Origin of the sequence: Phytopseudomonas punonensis (assembly GCF_900142655.1) — a bacterium.
In the GTDB taxonomy this organism is placed as follows: Bacteria; Pseudomonadota; Gammaproteobacteria; order Pseudomonadales; family Pseudomonadaceae; genus Aquipseudomonas; species Aquipseudomonas punonensis.
Map to the genome: position 1 here is coordinate 1,179,466 of NZ_FRBQ01000001.1, position 21,043 is coordinate 1,200,508.

21 protein-coding genes are annotated in these 21,043 nt (G+C 64.1%); 8 read left to right on the forward strand and 13 right to left on the reverse strand.

What is annotated here, in order from left to right; translation table 11 throughout:
* Window positions 1-173: 173 nt before the first annotated feature.
* From BUC40_RS05355 to BUC40_RS05385, 7 genes are all read left to right on the forward strand, one after another.
* Window positions 174-674 carry a Fur family transcriptional regulator gene (locus tag BUC40_RS05355; protein ID WP_073263306.1) on the forward strand — a complete coding sequence of 167 codons (501 nt, stop codon included), beginning with the start codon at window positions 174-176 and terminating at the stop codon, window positions 672-674.
* Window positions 671-1,471 carry a zinc ABC transporter ATP-binding protein ZnuC gene (znuC, locus tag BUC40_RS05360; RefSeq protein WP_073263309.1) on the forward strand — a complete coding sequence of 267 codons (801 nt, stop codon included), beginning with the start codon at window positions 671-673 and terminating at the stop codon, window positions 1,469-1,471. Before BUC40_RS05355 ends, znuC begins: the two co-directional genes overlap by 4 nt.
* Complete coding sequence (znuB, locus tag BUC40_RS05365; RefSeq protein ID WP_073263311.1) at window positions 1,464-2,252, forward strand: zinc ABC transporter permease subunit ZnuB; 789 nt, start codon at window positions 1,464-1,466, stop codon at window positions 2,250-2,252. The genes znuC and znuB overlap by 8 nt, the downstream gene beginning before the upstream one ends.
* Window positions 2,253-2,325: 73 nt before the next feature.
* On the forward strand, window positions 2,326-3,126 hold the full coding sequence (locus BUC40_RS05370; protein WP_073263313.1) for a hypothetical protein: 801 nt from the start codon (window positions 2,326-2,328) through the stop codon (window positions 3,124-3,126).
* Between the two features lie 141 nt (window positions 3,127-3,267).
* Window positions 3,268-4,272, forward strand: coding sequence for a methionine ABC transporter ATP-binding protein (locus BUC40_RS05375; RefSeq protein ID WP_073263315.1), 1,005 nt, complete (start codon window positions 3,268-3,270; stop codon window positions 4,270-4,272).
* Window positions 4,272-4,937: a methionine ABC transporter permease gene (locus tag BUC40_RS05380; protein ID WP_139272113.1), complete on the forward strand. Its 666-nt coding sequence runs from the start codon at window positions 4,272-4,274 to the stop codon at window positions 4,935-4,937. Before BUC40_RS05375 ends, BUC40_RS05380 begins: the two co-directional genes overlap by 1 nt.
* A 60-nt stretch (window positions 4,938-4,997) precedes the next feature.
* Window positions 4,998-5,774: a MetQ/NlpA family ABC transporter substrate-binding protein gene (locus BUC40_RS05385; RefSeq protein WP_073263319.1), complete on the forward strand. Its 777-nt coding sequence runs from the start codon at window positions 4,998-5,000 to the stop codon at window positions 5,772-5,774.
* A 255-nt stretch (window positions 5,775-6,029) separates the two neighbouring features.
* Here BUC40_RS05385 and BUC40_RS05390 read toward each other — a convergent pair whose 3' ends face one another.
* Both BUC40_RS05390 and BUC40_RS05395 read right to left on the reverse strand, forming a co-directional pair.
* Window positions 6,030-6,461, reverse strand: coding sequence for a GFA family protein (locus tag BUC40_RS05390; protein WP_073263321.1), 432 nt, complete (start codon window positions 6,459-6,461; stop codon window positions 6,030-6,032).
* Window positions 6,462-6,492: 31 nt separating this feature from the next.
* Complete coding sequence (locus tag BUC40_RS05395; RefSeq protein WP_073263323.1) at window positions 6,493-7,371, reverse strand: LysR family transcriptional regulator; 879 nt, start codon at window positions 7,369-7,371, stop codon at window positions 6,493-6,495.
* A 95-nt stretch (window positions 7,372-7,466) separates the two neighbouring features.
* Between BUC40_RS05395 and BUC40_RS05400 the strand changes: the two genes are divergently transcribed.
* Window positions 7,467-7,892: a VOC family protein gene (locus BUC40_RS05400; RefSeq protein WP_013793401.1), complete on the forward strand. Its 426-nt coding sequence runs from the start codon at window positions 7,467-7,469 to the stop codon at window positions 7,890-7,892.
* 116 nt (window positions 7,893-8,008) lie between these two features.
* Here BUC40_RS05400 and BUC40_RS05405 read toward each other — a convergent pair whose 3' ends face one another.
* From BUC40_RS05405 to BUC40_RS05455, 11 genes are all read right to left on the reverse strand, one after another.
* Entirely contained in the window at window positions 8,009-8,536 is a 528-nt protein-coding gene (locus BUC40_RS05405) for an REP-associated tyrosine transposase (protein ID WP_073263325.1), read from the reverse strand.
* A gap of 132 nt (window positions 8,537-8,668) precedes the next feature.
* Complete coding sequence (locus tag BUC40_RS05410) at window positions 8,669-9,298, reverse strand: SCO family protein (protein ID WP_073263327.1); 630 nt, start codon at window positions 9,296-9,298, stop codon at window positions 8,669-8,671.
* 197 nt (window positions 9,299-9,495) lie between these two features.
* Complete coding sequence (locus BUC40_RS05415) at window positions 9,496-11,025, reverse strand: SulP family inorganic anion transporter (protein ID WP_073263329.1); 1,530 nt, start codon at window positions 11,023-11,025, stop codon at window positions 9,496-9,498.
* A gap of 202 nt (window positions 11,026-11,227) precedes the next feature.
* Window positions 11,228-11,959, reverse strand: a complete 732-nt coding sequence (locus BUC40_RS05420; protein ID WP_073263331.1) for a carbonic anhydrase — start codon at window positions 11,957-11,959, stop codon at window positions 11,228-11,230.
* Between the two features lie 404 nt (window positions 11,960-12,363).
* Window positions 12,364-14,028: a glucose-6-phosphate isomerase gene (gene pgi, locus BUC40_RS05425; protein WP_073263333.1), complete on the reverse strand. Its 1,665-nt coding sequence runs from the start codon at window positions 14,026-14,028 to the stop codon at window positions 12,364-12,366.
* 113 nt (window positions 14,029-14,141) lie between these two features.
* Window positions 14,142-15,089, reverse strand: coding sequence for a carbohydrate kinase family protein (locus BUC40_RS05430; RefSeq protein ID WP_073263335.1), 948 nt, complete (start codon window positions 15,087-15,089; stop codon window positions 14,142-14,144).
* Window positions 15,090-15,159: 70 nt separating this feature from the next.
* Window positions 15,160-16,644, reverse strand: a complete 1,485-nt coding sequence (gene xylB / locus BUC40_RS05435) for a xylulokinase (protein ID WP_073263337.1) — start codon at window positions 16,642-16,644, stop codon at window positions 15,160-15,162.
* A 3-nt stretch (window positions 16,645-16,647) separates the two neighbouring features.
* Window positions 16,648-18,123, reverse strand: a complete 1,476-nt coding sequence (locus BUC40_RS05440; RefSeq protein ID WP_073263339.1) for a mannitol dehydrogenase family protein — start codon at window positions 18,121-18,123, stop codon at window positions 16,648-16,650.
* Between the two features lie 17 nt (window positions 18,124-18,140).
* Window positions 18,141-19,247, reverse strand: coding sequence for an ABC transporter ATP-binding protein (locus tag BUC40_RS05445; protein WP_073263341.1), 1,107 nt, complete (start codon window positions 19,245-19,247; stop codon window positions 18,141-18,143).
* Window positions 19,248-19,265: 18 nt separating this feature from the next.
* A complete protein-coding gene (locus BUC40_RS05450) occupies window positions 19,266-20,099 on the reverse strand; it encodes a carbohydrate ABC transporter permease (protein WP_027908524.1) in 834 nt (277 codons plus the stop codon).
* Window positions 20,100-20,109: 10 nt separating this feature from the next.
* Complete coding sequence (locus BUC40_RS05455; protein WP_073263343.1) at window positions 20,110-21,036, reverse strand: carbohydrate ABC transporter permease; 927 nt, start codon at window positions 21,034-21,036, stop codon at window positions 20,110-20,112.
* Between the last annotated feature and the right edge of the window lie 7 nt (window positions 21,037-21,043).

A 21,043-nucleotide genomic window follows, 5' to 3' on the forward strand; every position in this document is an offset into this window, starting at 1 on the left:
AGGCAAAGGATTCGGTAATCAGCAAGCGGGGTAATACAATAACATCTCTTTCGTTATTGGTGATGTCACTTGTCGAGCCGCCGCAGCCTGGATATCGGCTGGCTGTCCGCCACGCGTGGCATCATGCGGCCGATGCGTAATAGAATAACGTCCTACGCTTCGAGGCCCTTGCCATGTACAAACCCGTCAGCGTCGTGCCGCCACTGGCATCGCGCCCCCATGATCACTCCCATTGCGTCAGCCATGCGCTGGCCGAAGCCGAGGCCATCTGCGCACGCCAGGGCCTGCGCCTGACCGCCCTGCGCAAGCGCGTGCTGGAGCTGGTTTGGGCCAGCCACAAGCCGCTGGGCGCTTATGACATTCTCGGTGTGCTCAGCGAAGAAGACGGCCGCCGCGCCGCGCCACCCACCGTCTACCGCGCACTGGATTTCCTGCTGGAAAACGGCCTGGTGCATCGCATCGCATCGCTCAACGCCTTTGTCGGCTGCAGCCACCCGGCGCACGCACACCAGAGCCAGTTTCTGATCTGCCGCAACTGCAGCGCTGCCGTGGAGCTGGAGCAGACTGCCATCAGCGATGCCATCGTGCGCGGCGCCAAGGGCGTCGGCTTCGTGGTGGAAAGCCAGACCGTTGAAGTCGTCGGCCTGTGCGCAGGCTGCCAAGGCAGCAAATGAGCGACGCACTGATTCGCCTCGAAGGCGTGACTGTCGGTTTCTCCGGGCAAACCGTGCTGGACAAGGTTGAGCTGACCATCAAGCCGGGCGAGATCGTCACGCTGATCGGCCCCAACGGCGCCGGCAAGACCACCCTGGTGCGCGCCGTGCTCGGCCTGCTCAAGCAGGATACCGGCAGCGTTTGGCGCAAGCCGAAATTGCGTATCGGCTATATGCCGCAGAAGCTGCATGTCGACCCAACCCTGCCGCTCAGCGTATTGCGCTTCCTGCGCCTGGTGCCCGGAGTTGACCGGGCGCGCGCTCAGGCGGCATTGGCTGAAGTCGGCGCCAGCCAGGTGCTCGACAGCCCTCTGCAGGGCATCTCCGGCGGCGAACTGCAGCGTGTGCTGCTGGCCCGCGCCCTGCTGCGCGAGCCCGAACTGCTGGTACTCGATGAGCCGGTGCAAGGTGTCGACGTGGCTGGCCAGGCCGAACTGTACCGCCTGATCACCCGCCTGCGTGACCGCCACGGTTGCGGCGTGCTGATGGTCTCCCACGACCTGCACCTGGTGATGAGCACAACCGATCAGGTGGTGTGCTTGAACCGCCACGTATGCTGCTCGGGCCACCCGGAGCAGGTCAGCTTCGATCCGGCCTTTGTCGAGCTGTTTGGCCGCGACGCCCAGAGCCTGGCGGTCTATCACCACCATCACGACCATGAGCACGACCTCACTGGCGGCGTGGTCAGCGACAAACCCGGCCTGACCATCCATGGCCCGGTCCCTCACGTACATGGAGACGGCTGCAAGCATGGCTGATTTTCTTCTCAACGCCCTGCTCGCCGGCCTCGCCCTGGCGCTGGTCGCCGGCCCGCTGGGCTCCTTCGTGGTGTGGCGGCGCATGGCCTATTTTGGCGACACCCTTTCTCACGCAGCGCTGCTCGGCGTGGCGCTGGGCCTGATGCTGGATGTCAGCCCAACCTTTGCGGTGACCGTCGGCTGCGTGCTGCTAGCGATCCTGCTGGTCACCCTGCAGACCCGCCAGCCGCTGGCCAGCGATACGCTGCTCGGCATCCTCGCCCACAGCACGCTGTCGCTGGGCCTGGTGGTGCTGAGCTTCATGCGTGACGTGCGCATCGACCTGATGGGCTACCTGTTTGGCGACCTGCTCGCCGTCAGCCCCACCGACTTGGCATGGATTCTGGCCGGTAGCGCGCTGGTGCTGGTGCTGCTGGTGCTGATGTGGCGTCCGCTGCTGGCGATTACCGTGCACGAAGAACTGGCCAGGGTCGAAGGCCTGCCCGTGGCCGCCATTCGCCTGGGCCTGATGCTGCTGATCGCCATCGTTATCGCCGTGGCGATGAAGATTGTCGGCGTGCTGCTGATCACCTCGTTGCTGATCATCCCCGCCGCCGCCGCCCAGCGCCACGCCCGTACGCCGGAACAAATGGCTTTTGGCGCCAGCCTGCTGGGAATCGTGGCGGTGTGCTGCGGTCTGAGTCTGTCCTGGTTCAAGGACACGCCCGCCGGCCCATCGATCGTCGTGTCAGCCGCCAGCCTGTTCCTGCTGAGCTTTTTGCTGCCGCGCCGCAGGGTGTGAGCCGTCATATTTGGTGGCCCATCGGGCGCCGTGTAGAATTGCGTATTTTTTGCACAGATCGAGACTCGCAGTCATGACATCGTTTCCTTTACGCTGCGTTGCCCTGGCCATGCTGGCTCTGCTGACCGTTGGCTGCCAGAGCCGCGAAGCGGCCGATCCAACTCCGGTTGCCGTGGTCGCAGCGCCCACTCCGCAGGAGCAGTTCGACGACTACCTCGCCGAAGGCCTGCTCGCCGAAGCCGAGACGCAGCTCGCGACCCTGCAGGAAAGTGGCGACCCTGCCGCGTTGCTGCAGGCTCAGCGACAGCTTTCTGAGGCCTACCTGCAGGAAGGCCAGAAGGCGCTGGAAGGCGGTGACCTCGACAAGGCGGCCAAATCTCTGGCCCATGCCCGCACCCTGATGCCTAAAGCTCCAGCGCTGACCACTGGCCTGGACGGCGCCATCGGCAAGGCCCGCGAGGCCGAGCGCAGCGCCGTCGAACAAGCTCAGGCCGCGCGCCAAGAACAGCTGCGTTTGCTGCGCCAGGCGGCCGAAGCGCAAGCCGCGGCTAGTCGCGCAGCCGACGATGCGCCGGTTCAAGCCAGCGCAGAGCTGATAGACCCGACAGCCAAACGCAGTGAAATCAGCCTGGCGATGCTCGACAGTCGCGACGAAGTGGCGCTGTTCGAACGCCTGGATGCCGTTGCCGCAGACGTGGTGACCTTCGACCGTACCGTGCATATCCAGGTCCGCAGCGCCGAGGATCTGCGCCGCGTCAGCGCCCTGCTCGAAGCACGGGTGATGAAGCGTGATCCGACCTACAAGCTGACGCTCAGCCACGCCGTCAAACCGGTGCAGGTGCCGCGTCTGGTGCTGCGTATGCGTGATCAGTAAGCCGGTTACACTGCCCGCCAGACCAGCTTTTTAGATATAAACATAGGCCTACAAAGATTTTTGAGGTCTAACGAGCGCCAGGTAAACTAGCGCCACTCTTATGCCTACCCGGCAAACCGACGAACCCAAAAGGTTTAACGCGTGATCGACTTTCATCAGGTCCACAAGGCGTACCGCGTCAGTGGCCGCGACATTCCCGCCCTGCAACCCTGCGATTTGCATATCGAACGTGGCGAAGTATTCGGCATTATCGGCCACTCCGGCGCCGGCAAAAGCACCCTGCTGCGCCTGATCAACCGCCTCGAAGAGCCATCCGGCGGGCGCATCGACATCGATGGCGTGGACGTCACCGCCCTCGGCGCCGACGGCCTGCGCAAATTCCGCCAGCAAGTGGGCATGATCTTCCAGCACTTCAACCTGCTGTCGTCCAAGACCGTTGCTGCCAACGTCGGCATGCCGCTGAAACTGGCAGGCGTTCCGACGAAGGAAATCGACCAGCGCGTCGCCGCCCTGCTCGAGCGAGTCGGCCTTCAAGACCATGCCAACAAGTACCCGGCGCAACTTTCCGGCGGCCAGAAGCAGCGAGTCGGCATTGCCCGCGCCCTGGCGACAAGGCCGAAGATTCTGCTCTGCGACGAAGCCACCAGCGCCCTCGACCCGCAAACCACCGCTTCGGTGCTGCAGCTGCTCGCCGAGATCAACCGCGAGCTGGGCCTGACCATCGTGCTGATCACCCATGAGATGGACGTGATCCGCCGCGTCTGCGACCGCGTGGCGGTCATGGATGCCGGCGTGATCGTCGAGCAGGGCCCGGTGGCCGACGTATTCCTGCATCCGCAGCACGCCACCACCAAGCGCTTCGTGCAGGAAGCCGAGCATGTCGACGAGAACGACCAGCGCGACGATTTCGCCCATGTGCAGGGGCGCATCCTGCGCCTGACCTTTATCGGCGAGTCCACCTATTCGCCGGTTCTGGGCCAAGTGGCGCGGGAAACCGGCATCGACTACAGCATCCTTGCCGGACGCATCGACCGCATCAAGGACACGCCCTACGGCCAGCTGACCCTGGCGCTGACCGGCGGCGATATCGACGCCGCCCTGGCCCGCTTCGAAGCGGCTGACGTGCACCTGGAGGTCTTGCGCTGATGGAAACCTTATTGCCCAACGTCGACTGGCTGGAAATCTGGCAGGCCAGTATCGATACCCTGAACATGCTCGGCGGCTCCATGCTGTTCACCGTACTGTTCGGCCTGCCCCTGGGCGTGCTGCTGTTCCTTACCGGGCCGCGGCAGATGTTCGAACAGAAGGGCCTGTACGCGGTGATCTCCCTGGTGGTGAACGTGCTGCGTTCGGTGCCGTTCGTGATCCTGCTGATCCTGCTGATCCCGGTCACGGTACTCATCACCGGCACCTCACTCGGCGTCGCTGGGGCCATTCCGCCGCTGGTTGTCGGTGCCACGCCCTTCTTCGCGCGCCTGGTGGAAACCGCCCTGCGCGAGGTTGACCGCGGCATCATCGAAGCGACCCAGGCGATGGGCGCGAGCACCCGGCAGATCATCTTCAACGCGCTGCTGCCGGAGGCCCTGCCGGGCATTCTCGCGGCCATCACAGTCACGGCCATCACCCTGGTCTCGTACACCGCGATGAGCGGCCTAATCGGCGGCGGTGGCCTGGGCGACCTGGCGGTGCGTTACGGCTATCAGCGTTATCAGCCGGACGTGATGTTCGTGACCGTGGCGCTGCTGGTGGTGCTCGTACAGATTCTGCAAACCATCGGCGACCGCCTGGTGGTGCACTTCTCTCGTAAATAAAACAGCTGGAAGGGCCAGCGGCAGCCTGCCGCCGCGCCGTCTCATTTCAAGGAGTCAACGATGAAAAAACTGCTCACTGCCCTGGCTGTCGTCGCAGCCTTCTCCAGCACCGCCCAGGCTGAAACCCTGCGCGTCGCTGCCTCTGCCGTACCGCACGCGGACATCCTCAATTTCGTCAAACCAGCCCTGGCTAAAGAAGGCGTGGAGCTAGACGTCAAGGTGTTCACCGACTACGTACAGCCCAACGTACAGGTCGCCGAGAAGCGCCTGGACGCCAACTTCTTCCAGCATCAGCCCTACCTGGACGAGTTCAACAAGAGCCGTGGTACCAGCCTGGTCAGCGTTGCCGGCGTGCACGTCGAGCCGTTCGGAGCCTACTCCAGCAAGATCAAGGATCTGAAAGACCTGCCACAAGGCGCCAACGTGGTGATCCCCAACGATGCTACCAATGGCGGCCGCGCCCTGCTGCTGCTGCAGAAAGCCGGCGTGATCACCCTGAAGGATCCGACCAATATCCTCTCCACGCCGAAAGACATCGCCGAGAACCCGAAAGGCATCAAGGTGCGTGAACTGGAAGCCGCCACCCTGCCGCGCGTGCTGACCCAGGTCGACCTGGCGCTGATCAACACCAACTACGCCCTGGAGGCCAAGCTGAACCCGACCCAGGACGCCCTGGCCATCGAAGGCAGCGACTCGCCGTACGTGAACATCCTGGTGACCCGCGAAGACAACAAGGACAGCCCGGCCGTGCAGAAGCTGGTCAAGGCCCTGCATAGCGATGACGTGAAAGCCTTCATCCTGGAAAAATACAAAGGCGCAGTGGTTCCGGCGTTCTGATCGCCGCAATCCTCCCTGCAGTACTCGATGCCGCGTAGCCCTCAAGCTACGCGGCATTTTCATATCTGCGGCCCAGGTTTCTCAGAGCCTGTTCACGGTCTCGCGAGCTAGAGCCATACAAGGCCTAGGCGGCCCCACAAAAACAAGCGAGGAAGCGGAGTTTACGAGCTGTAAATGAGCATTCCGACTGGGCTGGCAATCCAGCCAGTTTTTTAACGCAGTAGGGCCGACGCGTAGCAGATCGTGAAAAGGCTCTCAGTCGGCGGGAATAAAGCGCAATACGCCAGCCTGCCGCGGCCCGGCGCCAGTGGGATCGTCCTTGGGATGGGCGATGCCATCGCTGACCGGTACTTCGTCGAAATCGAACGGGCTGATGCCCTCCAGGCAGGCGACGTTGACGCCGTACTGGTGGGGATTGGAGCGGCGCTGATGATGGGTGTAGATGCCACAGCGTGAGCAGAAGAAGTGCTGGGCGCTCATGGTATTGAAGCGATAGACCGTCAGCAACTCGGCCCCCTGGAGAATATGGAAGTCCGCCAGCTCGGCCGAAACCGCCACCGCACCGCGCATCCGGCAATAAGAGCAATTGCAGCGCCTTGCGCTGTGCAGACCGTTGCTGAGGGTCATGTGAAAACGCACGTCGCCGCAGTGGCAGGCACCGTTGATCTCGCCGATATCCTTGTTCATCCGTCACACCTCCGCTCGACAGGAGGCGTGATCATAAGCCGGTTTCGCCAGACAGTGGCTTCGCCAGGCATTGCAGCAACCAGTCCAACGCTGGTTGACGCTGGGCGCGGCGCAAAATCACCACCAGCTCGCGGTGAAAGGTCAGCTCGCCCAGCTCCAGCACGCGTAGCGTCTGCGGCCGCTGACACCAGAGGCCGGCGCGGGGGATCAGTGACACGCCGAGGCCGCACTCGACCATGCGCACGATGGCTTCCAGCTCGTCCAGCTCCAACGCCTCGCGGGGCGTCAGCCGTTGTTCGCGCAGAAAGCGCTCGACCTGGCGGCCGCCGAAAGAGCGCCTGTCGTAGCGCACGAAGGGCTGCTCGCGTAGCAGATGCAGCGGATCATCGCCCGTCATGCCGGGCGGTGCGATCAGCACGAAGGGCTCGCGCACCAGCTCCACCTGCAGAAGCTCTTTGGGCAGTTCAAACGGCGGACGGATCAGCACGGCCAGATCCAGCTCGCCGGCGTCCACCTGGCCGAGCAGATCGAGGGAAACCCCAGGCACCAACTTCAGCTCGACTTGAGAAGCCCGGGTGCGAAAGCGCACCAGGGCTTCGGGCAACAGCCCAGTTTGCACGCTGGCAATAGCGCCGATCTTCAGCTCACCCTGCCATTCTTCGAGCGCAGTCGGCACGGCCATCTGCGCGAACAAGCCAAGCATCTGCTCGGCCAGCGGCAAGGCATGGCGCCCACCGGCGCTGAGTACCGCGCTACGACCACTGCGGTCGAACAGGCGCACGCCGAGGCTCTGCTCCAGCACGCGCATCTGCGCGCTGACCGCCGATTGCGTAAGGCCTACGCGAAGCCCGGCAGCAGCGAAGGTGCCGTAGCGGGCCACGGCCACGAAGGTTTTCAATTCTCGGAGCATTGATCAATTTCATTTGAGATGGATGGCAATAATATTCGCTTTTAATCAAAATTCTTGCATCTAGAATCGGTGACACCGACCTGAGGAGCTCACACATGGCACTGTCCCCGTTTCACCTGGCCATTCCCGTCTACGACCTGGCCGCCGCCCGGCATTTCTATGGCCAGGTGTTCGGCTGCGCCGAAGGTCGCAGCAGCGATCACTGGGTGGATTTCGATTTCTTCGGCCACCAGCTGGTGATCCACGAAGCGCCGAAAATGCCGCACCAGGAATCGGCTATCAGCAACCCGGTGGACGGCCACGATGTGCCGGTGCCGCACTTCGGCGTGATTCTCGACTGGCCAATCTGGGAAGCCCTGGCGCAGCGCCTCCAGGCGCGCGAAACCGCGTTCGTGATCGAGCCCTACATCCGCTTCAAGGGCCAGGTTGGCGAGCAAGCCACCATGTTCCTGCTCGACCCCTGCGGCAATGCCCTCGAGTTCAAGGCATTCAAGGACATGAGTCAGCTGTTCGCCAAATAGGTTTAGGAGCTTGATGGGTTGCACCCATCCTACAAAGACTACGCCGGAGTCGATCCGTAGGATGGGTGAAACCCATCAATGCACCACGCCGTAACCCATCACAACCAATCCCGCGCTCACTCCCCCGCCGCCATCTCCACCTCCGCGGCCCATCCCCAATCCGGCGGATACACACCACGCTGCACATACGCGTGAAATGACGAATGGGGCCAATCGCAAACCCTCTCCACCAAAGCGTGCTTGACCGGATTGTGGTGGATGTAATCCATATGCCGCTGCCAATCCTCTTCATCCCGAATGGCGTGCTCCCAGAAGCGACGTTGCCAGATACCACGCTCGCCCTTCGCTACCTGGCTTTGGCGCAGGTTCGCAGGAAGCGGAAGCTGCCGGGAGAAATCACCTTTGATGCGTCGCAGCCGAGTGGAGAAGTCGCTGTCACCCTCGGGTAGGCGCATCAACAGGTGGCAGTGCTCGGGCAGGACTACCCAAGCCTGCAAGGCAAAAGGCGCACGGCGCTGCTCTTCGAGGAAGCTCTGGCGCAGGGCAGCGATATGGGAAACGAGCCATTCCTGGCGGCGATCGGCGAGAACTAGGGTAAAGAAGTAGATGCCACCTGGGCGGTAGTGGCGTCGATAGTCGGTCATCAACGTTCCCTTCCTTGGGTCGTTTTTGGTTTTGGTGGTGATGGGTTTCACCCATCCTACGAGGATAGCCACCGCCCCCAGATCCGTAGGATGGGTCGGGCCGCGTAGGTGAAACCCATCAATCGCTGTCGATCATCTTCCGTTGATCAACACCGGCAGCTGCGCCGCCAGCTTGTCGACATTGATCGGCGCGCGGATAAAGCCGCGCTGGGTGCCGTCCGGGCCGATGATGGCGAGGTTGCCACTGTGGTCGACGGTGTAGTTTTCCTTGCTGGTATCGGCCGGAATGTAGGGAATGCTCACCGCGTTGGAGAGTGCCTGGATGGTATCCGGCTCGCCGCTCAGGCCCATGAAGCCGGCATTGAAGTAGCCCAGGTATTTCTTCATCTGCTCCGGCGTGTCGCGGGCCGGGTCGACGCTCACCAGCACGATGCGCAGGTTATTCCAGGTCTCTTCCGGGATCTGCGTGCGCAGTTGGCGCAGCTGCGCCAGGGTCGCCGGGCAGATGTCCGGGCAGAAGGTGTAGCCGAAGAACAACAGGCTCCACTGGTCCTTGAGCTGGCCGGTGGAGAAGGTCTGACCGTCCTGGTCGAGGAAATCCAGGGCGGGGACCTGGCGCTGCTGGGGCAGCATGACGATGCCGGCGTCGAGCAGCGCCGCAGCGTCATTGGACGTGCCGCGCAGTGCCTGGCTGGCGATCAGGCCGAGCACCAGGGCAACGGCGGCGATAAGGGCGAATACGGTGAGGTGCTTGCGAGTCATGGCGGCCACGCTGGTCAGGGTGAAGGGTATCGCCCTGTATGGCCCGATGCCCGACTTCGCGGGGAAGCTGTGCCTGGGCGGCACTGGGATCGGCCATCTGGCGATGCGCAGCGGGAAAAGGTACCAGATACGCGCCGCCAGGTGGCCGTTTACCCCTGCGGCGGGCTGTCACGCTGACAGCCCGCCGCAGGCCTGCCTCAGGCCACCGCGCGGCGCATGCTCAGCGCACGGCCCTCGAGCCGACGGGTAAGACCATGGCGCTCGATCAGCAGCGCGCCACCCTGCTGCTCGGCCGCACGGCCCCAGTCATCGAGCAGCTCCATGCAGGCATGGTCGACATAGCTGAGGTTGTCGAGCGGCACGTGCAGGCGGGTGGTCGGCGCAATGCCTTCGAGCACGCTGGCCAGGTGCGGCACCTTGAGGAAGGTCGCCGAGCCGGTCAGGCGTAGCTCCGCTTCATCGGGGCCGAGCTCGTTGAGGCTGACCTTCAGGCGCGAGGCCTTGCCGGCCAGCTTGAGCAGGGTCAGGGCGAAACCGATCAGCACGCCGGTCAGCAGGTCGACAGCGACGATGCCCAGGGCGGTCGCGGCATAGATGAACACCGGGGCGCGACCATAACGGCCGAGGCTGCGGATGGCTTTGATGTCGACCAGCTTGAAGCCGGTGTAGACCAGCACCCCACCCAGGCAGGCGACCGGAATGCTCTGCAGCACCGCCGGCAGCAGCATGACGAAGGCCAGCAGCCAGGCCCCATGGAAGATGGTCGACATGCGGGTACGGGCGCCGGCCTGGACGTTGGCCGAGCTGCGCACGATCACTCCGGTCATCGGCAGCGCACCGAGCAGGCCGCAGAGCATGTTGCCGATGCCCTGGGCAGACAGCTCACGATCCAGGTTGGAGCGCGGCCCGGTGTGCATGCGGTCCACCGCCGCGGCCGACAGCAGGGTTTCGGCACTGGCGATAAAGGCCACCACCACCGCGGCCAGGATGATCTGCGGGTTGGCCAAGTTGAACAGGTCAGCCGGTTGTATCCAGTCGATGGCATCGCTCAGGTTCGCCGGCACCTCGACCCGCGCCACACCCAGGCCCAGCCACAGGCTGATCAGGGTCATCAGCGTCACGCCGATCAGTGCGCCAGGCAGAAAGCGCAGGCCCTGGGGGCGCAGCTTGTCCCACAGAAACATGCAGCTGATGGTGCCGAAGCCCAGCAACGCCGCTGCCAGGGCACTGCCGCTACCCAGCCCCGGGATCGCCTGACGCAAGGTATCCGGGAAGGCCAAAAGATTGTCCAGGCCGGATGCCTGGGGCTTCACATCGAACATCACGTGGAACTGCGAAAGCACGATGAGGATGCCGATGCCGGCGAGCATGCCGTACACCACCGCCGGTGCCGTAACGCGGAACCAGCAACCGAGGCGCAGGCGCCCAGCGACCAGTTGCAGCAGGCCGGCGAGCAGCAGGATCGGCCCGAGCATGGCGATGCCGTGGGTGCGTACCAGCTCGAACACCAGTACGGCCAGGCCGGCGGCGGGGCCGCTGACCTGCAGTGGCGAGCCGGCCAGCCAACCAACCACCAGACCGCCGATGATGCCGGTGATCAGGCCCTTGGCCGGCGGCATACCGGAAGCGATGGCGATGCCCATGCATAGTGGCAGGGCGACGAGAAATACCACGATGGATGCCAGTGCATCTCGGGGTAGAGCGGCTTTGAATGAAGTGAGGGTCATGGTGCGGTCTCCTGCAGATCCAGCGCACAAAAAGTCATGACGATGAGCGACGGCTCACCATCAGCAGGTGTAAGGCAGTCAAAACCCAAGAGGCCGTTGCCCTGACTAGTCAGGGCAACAGGCCCGAATACGGCTGTCGATTATGGGCGGGCTAGCCCGCGGGTCGATTCATGGCCACCGGGTGACGTCCTGTCGCAGCGTCTTATGACGCCAGGTAGCGGGCGCGCGGACTGGCGCTGGGGGTGGTTTCGCCATCGAGGGGCAAGAACTCGCCACGCTCGGCGTCGTACGCCTTGATGGTGCAGTTCTCGATGTCGTAGACCCAGCCATGAATGAACAGCTGGCCGCTGGCCAGGCGCGCAGCCACGGAGGGGTGGGTACGCAGGTGATCGAGCTGGGCGACCACGTTTTCTTCGGTCAACACGCCAAGCTCCTGGTGTTCGGCGCAGCCGCAGCTCTGCTGGGTAACGGTCTTGGCGACCTCGGCGTGGCGTAGCCAGGCCTTGACCGTCGGCATGCGTTCAATGCTCTGTGGGTTGAGCACCGCCTTCATGGCACCGCAGTCGGAGTGGCCACAGATGATGATGTGCTGCACGCCCAGCCCCATCACCGCGTATTCGATGGCAGTGGAAACACCACCATTCATCTGGCCATAAGGCGGCACCACGTTGCCGACGTTACGGGTCACGAACAGCGAACCGGGGTCACTCTGGGTGATCAGCTCAGGGACGATGCGCGAGTCCGCGCAGGTGATGAACATGGCTTGCGGGCTTTGCTGGCGGGCCAGTTTGCTGAACAGCTCGCGCTGGTCGGGGAAAACATCGGTGCGAAAACGCTGAAAGCCATCAAGCAGAGTTTGCAGGGCCTCATCTGCACTCTGCTTACCGGCTGCGTTGGGTGTGGCGGATCGGATGGAACGGATGCGCTCGCTCATGGTGCCTCCTGGTTTTCAGTCGTGATATTGACTTGCCATCTAATGGCAGCCTGCTTCGTGACTATTTGGTCACATCGCAGACGAAGTTACCCATGAAGGCTTAAACCAACCTTAATCACAAGAAATGCAGGCCAAATCGGCAGACGTTATGTAACGGCAGTGCCACTTCGTCAGGCTCATTCGAGCCAATTAGGCAGCCGCTCTACCAAGGCGCTGATAGCGATTCCGTAGAAAACCGTGCAGATGTCGCAGGTGTTACCGCGAGCGGTTTTTGATCAGAAAACGCACAGTAGCTGCGTGATGCCCGCACAGGACGAGCTACTGGCGATATCGTTCAAGTAAGGAGCGTCGGGCAGTTTTTACGCACATGCGGCGTAAAGCTGCCCGACGCTGCAGCGCAGCGATCAGCCGCGGTGGTGACCGCGGAAGAAGTTGATCAGGCCCTGGGTAGAGCCATCTTCGGCGGCGACTTCATCGCTGCCGACCATGCGCGAATAGACGCCTTTGCCCAGCTCCTTGCCGAGCTCAACGCCCCACTGGTCGAAGGCGTTATTGCCCCAGATGACGCTCTGCACGAACACCTTGTGCTCATACATGGCGATCAGCGCGCCCAGGCGACGGGGGCTGACGCGCTCCATCACCAAGGTGTTGCTCGGCCGGTTGCCGGGGATCACCTTGTGCGGCGCCAGGCGCTGCACGTCGTCTTCGCTCATGCCCTTGGCGCGCAGTTCGGCCTCGGCTTCCTCGCGGGATTTACCGAGCATCAGCGCCTGGCTCTGCGACAGGCAGTTGGCGTACAACCACTGATGGTGGTCGGCGACCGGGTTGTAGCTGCTCACCGGGACGATGAAATCCGCCGGGATCAGTTGGGTGCCCTGGTGCAGCAACTGGTGGTAAGCATGCTGGCCGTTACAGCCCACACCGCCCCAGATCACCGGCCCGGTAGCCACGTTGACCGGCTGGCCATCGCCGCGCACGCTCTTGCCGTTGGACTCCATGTCCAGCTGCTGCAGGTGCTTGGTGATGTTACGCAGGTAGTGGTCGTACGGCAGGATGGCGTGGCTCTGGGCATTCCAGAAGTTGCCGTACCACACGCCCAGCAGGGCCAGCAGCACCGGCATGTTCTCCTCGAACGGCGCGGTCTTGAAGTGCTCGTCCATGCGATAGGCACCGGACAGCAGCTCCTTGAAGTTGGACATGCCGATGGACAGGGCAATCGGCAAGCCGATGGCCGACCACAACGAGTAACGGCCGCCGACCCAGTCCCACATCGGGAAGATGTTTTCCTCGCGGATACCAAAGCCCACCGCCGCTTCACGGTTGCTCGATACAGCGATGAAATGGCGATACAACTCGGCTTCCGAGCCGCCCTGGGCCAGATACCAGCCGCGGGCGGCGTGGGCGTTCTTCAGGGTTTCCAAGGTGCCGAAGGATTTCGACGAGACGATGAACAGGGTGGTTTCGGCACGCAGCTTGGCGGCCAGCTCATGGAACTCGCTGCCGTCGATGTTGGCCAGGTAATGGCAACGCACGCCGCGCTGGGCGAACGGCAGCAGCGCCTCGGAAACCAACTGCGGGCCCAAGAAGGAGCCGCCGATGCCGATGTTCACCACGTCGGTGATCGGCTTCTCGGTGTAGCCGCGCCACAGACCGTTGTGGATGCGCCCGACCAGCTCGGTCATCTGCTGCAGCACACGCTGCACCTCGGGGATGATGTCGACGCCATCGACTTCCACCTTGTCGCCCAGTGGGCGGCGCAAAGCGGTATGCAATGCCGGGCGCTGTTCGGTGTTGTTCAGCAGTTCACCGTCGAACAGTGCACGAATGCCTCGCTCGAGGCCGACTTCACGGGCCAGGTTGACCAGCAGCTCGCGGGTTTCGGTGTTGATCAGGTTCTTCGAGTAATCCAGGAACAACCCGCAACCGCTCAGGCTGAAGGTCTCGAAACGCTGCGGGTCGGCAGCGAAGGCCTGGCGCATGCTGAAGCTGGCGAGGCGCTCGCGGTGCGCGACCAGGGCTTGCCAGCTCGGCAGTTGGGTGACATCCAGCGATGAAGAAAGGTGCGGCATGAAGACTCCTTGGTTCGGGCCAGCCAGGCTGGCCTCGCGAATTCGATTACATGCCGTAGGTTGTATGGCGTTGGCAATACTGCGTTGAAAATTGCCTACCGCGCCTCACGTTCCTAAACGGCCTGGTTACCCTGCAGCTCGTGTCGATATGGCAACTGCGGGCCAACCCGTGAACAGGTCAACGCCGCGGCCTGTACCGCGAAATCGAGCATTTCATCGAGCCTCTCACGAGACAGCGCCGTGAGGCCAGCCGGGCTGTCCAGCCCATGCTGCACCAGGTAGGCGATGATCGCCGCCTGGAAGGTATCGCCGGCGCCCACGGTGTCACGGGTGACCACCTGGCGTGCCGGAACCGACCAGTGCCCGTGCTGCCGGCTGAACACACTCGCCCCTTCGCTGCCGCGGGTCAGGAACACCACCTGGCAACGCTGGGCCAGCCAGCGCTCGATGCTCGTCGACGGGGGAACGCCGGGATACAGCAGCTCCAGGTCCTCCTCGCTGACCTTGATCAGATGCGCGTGAGCGGCAAAAGATTCAATTCGCTGCCTCCAGCGTTCGATATCGGGCGCCGGATTGAGGCGCACGTTGGGATCCAGGCTGATCAGCCGCCGCCCGCTCTCGCGTTCGACCAGCGCCAGCAGGGTGTCACCAACCGGCGGCACCACCAGCGAATAGGAGCCGACATGCAGGCCGGTCACCTGCTCATCCAGCGCCGGCAGGTGCTCGGCCAGCAGTTGGCGATCGGCACAGCCTTCGCCGCGGAACATGTACTGCGGCGAGCCCTGGGCATCCAGGGCGACCATGGCCATGGTGGTCGGCGCGTCGCTGGCGACCAGATAGCGGTCGCTGACGCCCTCCTCATTCAGCACCTGGCGCAGGCGCTGGCCAAGGTAGTCGCTGGAAATACCACCGAACAGCGCCGACTCGACGCCCAGTCGGCGCAAACCGACCGCCACGTTGAACGGCGAGCCGCCGGCCAGGGCCTTGAAATTCAGCTCGCTGCTGCGCTCGCCGGGGTTGCAGAAGAAATCGAACAGGGCTTCGCCGCATACCAGGTACATGGAATCTCCGCGTCACGGAACAGGCGCATTCGCGCTGGGAAAGGGCCGGCGGCAGTGCCACCGGATCGGATTATTGCAGCCCGCGCACCTGCTCACGATAGCGCTGGTAAACGCCCTCGTAGGCGCGGCTGCGCAATTCGTCGGGCTCGGCGCCACGGCTGTGATCGAAACGCACGCAACGCTCGCACAGCGCATCCAGGCTCACTGCCTCGCCATGCCGGTGACTGACGCACCAGGCCGCCTGGATCGCCGCGCCGAGCGCCGCCGCCTCGGTGTGCCGCGGGCAGGTCACGGGCGCGCCCATGATGTCGGCGACGATCTGCCGCCAGGTCGCGCTCTTCGCGCCACCACCGATCAGGCGGATGCTGTCGCTGCGAATGCCGCTGGCGCGCAGCAGGTCGAGGCCATAGCGCAAGCCAAAAGTGGTGCCCTCCACCACCGCGCGGCAGAGGTTGGCGCGGGTCAGGTTCTCCGCCGTCAGGCCATGCAGGCTGGCGGTGGCCTGGGGCAGCGCCGGCACCCGCTCGCCGTTGAGGAACGGCAGCATCAGTACGCCCCCGGCACCAATCGGCGCCTCGCCGACCAGGGTGCCAAAACTGTCGACATCCAGCCCCAGCAGGTCGCGGATCGCGCCGCTGGCATTGGTCAGGTTCATGGTACAGATCAGCGGCAGCCAGCCGCCGGAGGACGAACAGAAGGTCGCCACCTGCGGATGCGGGCTGACCTGCGGTTGCTCGGCATAGGCATACACCGTGCCCGAGGTGCCAAGGCTCATGGTGATGGCGCCCGGGGCGATATTGCCGGTGCCGATGGCGCCCATCATGTTGTCGCCGCCGCCACTGGCGACCAGCGCCCTGGGGTTGAGGCCCAGGCGCTCGGCGATCTGCGGGCGGATCGTGCCGACACAGCGATGGGACTCGATCAGCTCCGGCAAGGCCTTTACCAGGGCGCCGCTCGGGTCGATCAGCTCCAGCAGCGCGGTGTCCCAGGTGCGCGTGCGCACGTTGAAGTACCCCGTGCCCGAGGCATCGCCATATTCGGCGCAGGCGCGCCCGGTCAGCCAGTAGTTGAGATAGTCGTGGGGCAACAGAATATGGGCGATACGGGCGAACACCTCGGGGTGGTGGTCGCGCGTCCACAGCAGTTTCGACACCGTGTAGCCCGGTGCGATGGCCAGGCCGAGGCGCTCCAGGGAGCCGCTGTCGCCGCCGAGCTGGTCCAGCAGATGGGCGTTCTCGGCCGCCGATTCGGTGTCGCACCACAGCTTGGCTGGGCGCAGCACTTCGCCCTTGGCATCGAGCAACACCAGGCCATGCTGCTGGCCGGACACGCCAATGCCGAGGATCTCGCTGCCCGCCACCCCGGCCTGCTGCAGGGCCTGGGCGGTGGCTTGCTCGAAGGCCAGCAGCCAGTCGGCCGGATCCTGCTCGCGGCGCCCATTGGCACCGCTGATCAGCCGGTGCGCGGCGCTGCCTTCTCCCAGCACCTCTCCGCTGTGGATATCGAGGATCAGCGCCTTGGTGCCCTGGGTGCCGCAATCGATGCCGAGGTACATGGCTCAGTCACCCAGGAGGGTCTGCAGGGTGCGCGTCACGCCGAGCTTGCGCAGGCTGTCGTAGCACAGCTCGAAGGCGGTGACGAAAGCAGCCGACTGCGGGATGGCAGTGCCGAAGATCACCTCGACGCCGAGCACGCGCTCGCGCACCTGGTCGTCATCGCTGACCAACGCCTGGCAGAACTCGGCGCGCGGATCGGGAATCCGGTAGCTGGTGCCCTTCTCGTCGACCCCCTTGAGGTACAGCGCCCAGGCCGCGACCACCAGAGCGGCGCGCTCCAGCGAACGACCGTCCTCGATCAGCCGGTTGATGGTCGGCACGATGAACTTGGGAAATTTCGACGAGCCGTCCGAGCACACGCGCTCGAGCTGATCGGCGATGGCCTGGTTGGAGAAGCGCTCGATCAGGGTGTCCTTGTAGCCTTCCAGATCGATGCCCGGCACCGCCGCCAGCTGCGGGGTCACGTCCAGGTCCATGAAGGTGCGTACGTAGCGACGGAACAGCGGGTCGTTCATGGCCTCGTGAACGTAGCGGTAGCCCTTGAGAAAGCCCAGGTAGGTCAACGCCAGATGGCTGCCGTTGAGCAGCTTGATCTTCATCTCTTCGTAGGGCGTGACGTCATCGGTGAACTGCACGCCGACCTTTTCCCAGGCTGGGCGACCGTTGACGAACTTGTCTTCCAGCACCCATTGCAGGAACGGCTCGCAGACCACCGGCCAGGCGTCTTCGACGCCATGGCGCTCGGCCAGCTGCGCGCGATGCGCATCGCTGGTCATTGGCGTGATGCGGTCGACCATGGCATTGGGGAAGCTCACATGGCTGTCGATCCAGCTCGCCAGCTCATGGTCGGCCAAATGGGCGAAGGCCAGCAGCGCCTTGCGGGTCACCGCGCCGTTGTGCGGCAGGTTATCGCAGGACATCAGGGTGAACGCCGGGGTGCCGGCAGCGCGGCGTTTGGCCAGGGCCGCGCAGAGGAAACCGAACACGCTGCGCGGCGCTTGCGGGTGCGCCAGGTCGTGCTGGATATCCGGCAGGTGGGCCATGAACTCGCCGGTGCTGTCATCGATGCAGTAGCCGCCTTCGGTGATGGTCAGCGAGACGATACGGATCGCCGGGTCGGCCAGTTTGTCGATCAGCGCCGCCGGCGAATCCTCGGCCAGCAACATGCCGTTGATGGCACCGACCACGCGCACTTCCAGGCCCGGCTCGTCGCCCAGCACCAGCATGGTGTAGAGGTGATCCTGCTCGGCCAGCGCCTGCTGCATGGCGCGATCTTCGCGGCGCAGGCCGACGCCGCAGATGCCCCACTCGCGGGCTTCGCCGCGGTTGAGCAGGGCTTCGGTGTAGATCGCCTGGTGGGCACGGTGGAAGCCGCCGACGCCGATATGGGCGATGCCCTGGCGCACGGTCGAGGGGTCGTAAACCGGCACTTCGACTTCCGGAGCCAGTGCAGCGAGATTCTTGCGATTCAATTTCATGGGGCGATTCCTGCGCGTCAGGCGGCCTGGCCGGCCTGGATGCGTTTGTCGATGGCCAGGCCATCGGCGTTGAAGACGTGGCAGTGGGCCGGGTCGAAATCCAGCGTCAGGGCTTCGCCATAGGCCGGCGAGAAGTCGCCGCGCACCCGCACGGTGAGCTCTTCCTCGCCGACACGCACATGGCAGAAGGTGTCGCTGCCCAGGCGCTCGCTGACATCGGCGGTGGCCTGCAGACGGCCCTGCCCGGCCGGCACCACGTTGAGGTGCTCGGGGCGAATGCCCAGGGTGACCGGGTCGCCGTTGCGCAGGCCGGTGCCGGCCAGCGGCAGGTCCAGCGCGGCGCCACAGCTCAGGCGCAGCTGACAGCGCGCGCTGTCGACGCCCGCCACCTGGCCGCGCAGGAAGCCCATCTTCGGCGTGCCGAGAAAGCCGGCGACAAACAGGTTGACCGGGTGGTTGTAGAGCTCCAGCGGCGAGCCGACCTGTTCGACGCGGCCGCCGTTGAGTACCACCACCTTGTCGGCCAGGGTCATGGCCTCGACCTGGTCGTGGGTCACGTAGATCATCGTCGCCTTGAGCTCCTTGTGCAGGCGCGCCAGTTCCAGGCGGGTCTGCACGCGCAGGGCGGCGTCGAGGTTGGACAAGGGTTCATCGAACAGGAAGATCTTCGGGTTGCGCACGATGGCGCGGCCAATGGCCACGCGCTGGCGCTGGCCGCCGGAGAGCTGCTTGGGCTTGCGCTCCAGCAAAGCGCCCAGTTCCAGGATGCGCGCGGCGTTGGCGACCTTTTCCTCGACCTCCTGCTTGCCGACCCGGGCCAGGTCGAGGGCGAAGGACAGGTTCTTGCGTACCGTCATGTGCGGGTACAGGGCGTAGGTCTGAAAGACCATTGCCAGGTCGCGCTTGGCCGGCGCGGTGTCGGTGATATCGATGCCATCGAGGGTGATGGTGCCGCTGGAGACTTCCTCCAGCCCGGCGATCAGGCGCAGCAGCGTGGACTTGCCACAGCCGGACGGGCCAACGAACACCACGAATTCACGGTTCTCGATATCCAGGTCGATGCCCTTGATGATCGCCGTGCCGTCGAAGCCTTTCTGCAGGTTGCGGATTTTCAAATCAGCCATGGCTCTTGATCCTTCTTGTTATTTCACAGCGCCGAACGACAGGCCGCGCACCAGCTGCTTCTGGCTGATCCAGCCGAAGATCAGAATGGGCGCACAGGCGAGGGTCGAAACGGCGGAAAGCTTGGCCCAGAACAGGCCTTCGGGACTGGAGTAGGACGCCACCAGCGCGGTCAGCGGCGCGGCGGCGGAGCTGGTCAGGTTGAGCGACCAGAACGCCTCGTTCCAGCACAGGATCAGCGACAGCAGCATGGTCGAGGCCAGGCCGCCGCGGGCGATGGGCAGCAGCACGCGAACGATTTCCTGCCAGGTGGTGGCGCCATCCAGCCGCGCTGCTTCGAGGATCTCGCCGGGGATGTCCTTGAAGTAGGTGTACACCATCCACACCACGATCGGCAGGTTGATCAGGGTGTAGATGACGATCAGCGCGATGCGCGAATCGAGCAGGCCGAACTGCTTGGCCAAGAGATAAATCGGCACCAGCACGCCCACCGGCGGCAGCATCTTGGTGGACAGCATCCACAGCAGCGTGCCCTTGGTGCGCTTGGTCTCGAAGAACGCCATCGAGTAGGCCGCCGGCACCGCGATGAGCATGCACAGCAGGGTCGCCGAGAAGGAGATCAGCACCGAATTCCAGGCGTAGGCGAAGTAGTCGCTGCGCTCGTTGATGTGCAGGTAGTTCTCCAGGGTCGGCGTGAAGATGAACTGCGGTGGCGTGGCGAAGGCATCCAGCTCGGTCTTCAGGCTGGTCAGCACCATCCAGAAGATCGGAAAGAAGATCAGTGCGGCCACGGCCCAGGCCAGCGTGCCGACCAGCACGCTCTGCAGGCGACGGGATTGCTTCAGGGTCAGCATCTCGGAGCCCTCACTGTTTGTCGGTCAGGTTCTTGCCGATCATGCGGATCAGCACGATGGCGGCAATATTGGCGATGACCACGGCGATCAGCCCGCCGGCGGAGGCCATGCCCACGTCGAACTGCAGCAGCGCCTGGGTGTAGATCAGGTAGGCCAGGTTGGTCGACTCGTAACCTGGGCCGCCGCTGGTGGTGGTGTAGATCTCGGCGAACACCGAAAGCAGGAAGATGGTTTCGATCATCACCACCACGGCAATCGGCCGTGCCAGGTGCGGCAGGGTCAGGTGCCAGAAGATCGCCAGCGGCCCGGCGCCGTCGAGCCGCGCGGCTTCCTTCTGCTCCTGGTCGAGAGACTGCATGGCGGTCATCAGGATGAGGATGGCGAACGGCAGCCACTGCCACGACACGATGAGGATGATCGAGAACAGCGGGTGGTGCGCCAGCCAATCCACCGGCTGGGCGCCGAAGAAGGTCCACACCGCCGCGAGGATCCCCGATACCGGGTGGAACAGCAGGTTCTTCCACAGCAGCGCGCTGACCGTCGGCATGATGAAGAACGGCGAGATCAGCAGCACCCGCACGATGCCACGGCCGAAGAACTCGCTGGCCTCCAGCAGTGCGGAAATCAGCACGCCGAACACCACGCTGATCAGCAGCACGCTGCCGACCAGCAGCAGGGTGTTGCCAGCGCCGGACAGGAAGGCGGCGTCGGTGACGAAATACTCGAAGTTTTCCAGGCCGACGAAGTCGTTCTCGCCGGGGTACAGCAGGTTGTAGCGGATCAGCGAGAAGTAGATGGTCATGCCCAGGGGCACGATCATCCAGATCAGCAGCAGAACCACCGAAGGGCTGACCAAGAACCAGCCGGGCGCCAGGCGTCGCGATTTACGCGGCGGGGCCTCGTGGGCCTGCTCTGCAGGGTGTTCGATTGTGTTCATCATGTCT

What these genes read in the sequence shown, in the direction of transcription:
- BUC40_RS05355 (WP_073263306.1), top strand. Translation starts at nt 174, where the DNA reads ATGTACAAACCCGTCAGCGTCGTGCCGCCACTGGCATCGCGCCCCCAT.
- znuC (WP_073263309.1), top strand. Translation starts at nt 671, where the DNA reads ATGAGCGACGCACTGATTCGCCTCGAAGGCGTGACTGTCGGTTTCTCC.
- znuB (WP_073263311.1), top strand. Translation starts at nt 1,464, where the DNA reads ATGGCTGATTTTCTTCTCAACGCCCTGCTCGCCGGCCTCGCCCTGGCG.
- BUC40_RS05370 (WP_073263313.1), top strand. Translation starts at nt 2,326, where the DNA reads ATGACATCGTTTCCTTTACGCTGCGTTGCCCTGGCCATGCTGGCTCTG.
- BUC40_RS05380 (WP_139272113.1), top strand. Translation starts at nt 4,272, where the DNA reads ATGGAAACCTTATTGCCCAACGTCGACTGGCTGGAAATCTGGCAGGCC.
- BUC40_RS05385 (WP_073263319.1), top strand. Translation starts at nt 4,998, where the DNA reads ATGAAAAAACTGCTCACTGCCCTGGCTGTCGTCGCAGCCTTCTCCAGC.
- BUC40_RS05390 (WP_073263321.1), bottom strand. Translation starts at nt 6,461, where the DNA reads ATGAACAAGGATATCGGCGAGATCAACGGTGCCTGCCACTGCGGCGAC.
- BUC40_RS05395 (WP_073263323.1), bottom strand. Translation starts at nt 7,371, where the DNA reads ATGCTCCGAGAATTGAAAACCTTCGTGGCCGTGGCCCGCTACGGCACC.
- BUC40_RS05400 (WP_013793401.1), top strand. Translation starts at nt 7,467, where the DNA reads ATGGCACTGTCCCCGTTTCACCTGGCCATTCCCGTCTACGACCTGGCC.
- BUC40_RS05405 (WP_073263325.1), bottom strand. Translation starts at nt 8,536, where the DNA reads ATGACCGACTATCGACGCCACTACCGCCCAGGTGGCATCTACTTCTTT.
- BUC40_RS05410 (WP_073263327.1), bottom strand. Translation starts at nt 9,298, where the DNA reads ATGACTCGCAAGCACCTCACCGTATTCGCCCTTATCGCCGCCGTTGCC.
- BUC40_RS05415 (WP_073263329.1), bottom strand. Translation starts at nt 11,025, where the DNA reads ATGACCCTCACTTCATTCAAAGCCGCTCTACCCCGAGATGCACTGGCA.
- BUC40_RS05420 (WP_073263331.1), bottom strand. Translation starts at nt 11,959, where the DNA reads ATGAGCGAGCGCATCCGTTCCATCCGATCCGCCACACCCAACGCAGCC.
- pgi (WP_073263333.1), bottom strand. Translation starts at nt 14,028, where the DNA reads ATGCCGCACCTTTCTTCATCGCTGGATGTCACCCAACTGCCGAGCTGG.
- BUC40_RS05430 (WP_073263335.1), bottom strand. Translation starts at nt 15,089, where the DNA reads ATGTACCTGGTATGCGGCGAAGCCCTGTTCGATTTCTTCTGCAACCCC.
- xylB (WP_073263337.1), bottom strand. Translation starts at nt 16,644, where the DNA reads ATGTACCTCGGCATCGATTGCGGCACCCAGGGCACCAAGGCGCTGATC.
- BUC40_RS05440 (WP_073263339.1), bottom strand. Translation starts at nt 18,123, where the DNA reads ATGAAATTGAATCGCAAGAATCTCGCTGCACTGGCTCCGGAAGTCGAA.
- BUC40_RS05445 (WP_073263341.1), bottom strand. Translation starts at nt 19,247, where the DNA reads ATGGCTGATTTGAAAATCCGCAACCTGCAGAAAGGCTTCGACGGCACG.
- BUC40_RS05450 (WP_027908524.1), bottom strand. Translation starts at nt 20,099, where the DNA reads ATGCTGACCCTGAAGCAATCCCGTCGCCTGCAGAGCGTGCTGGTCGGC.
- BUC40_RS05455 (WP_073263343.1), bottom strand. Translation starts at nt 21,036, where the DNA reads ATGAACACAATCGAACACCCTGCAGAGCAGGCCCACGAGGCCCCGCCG.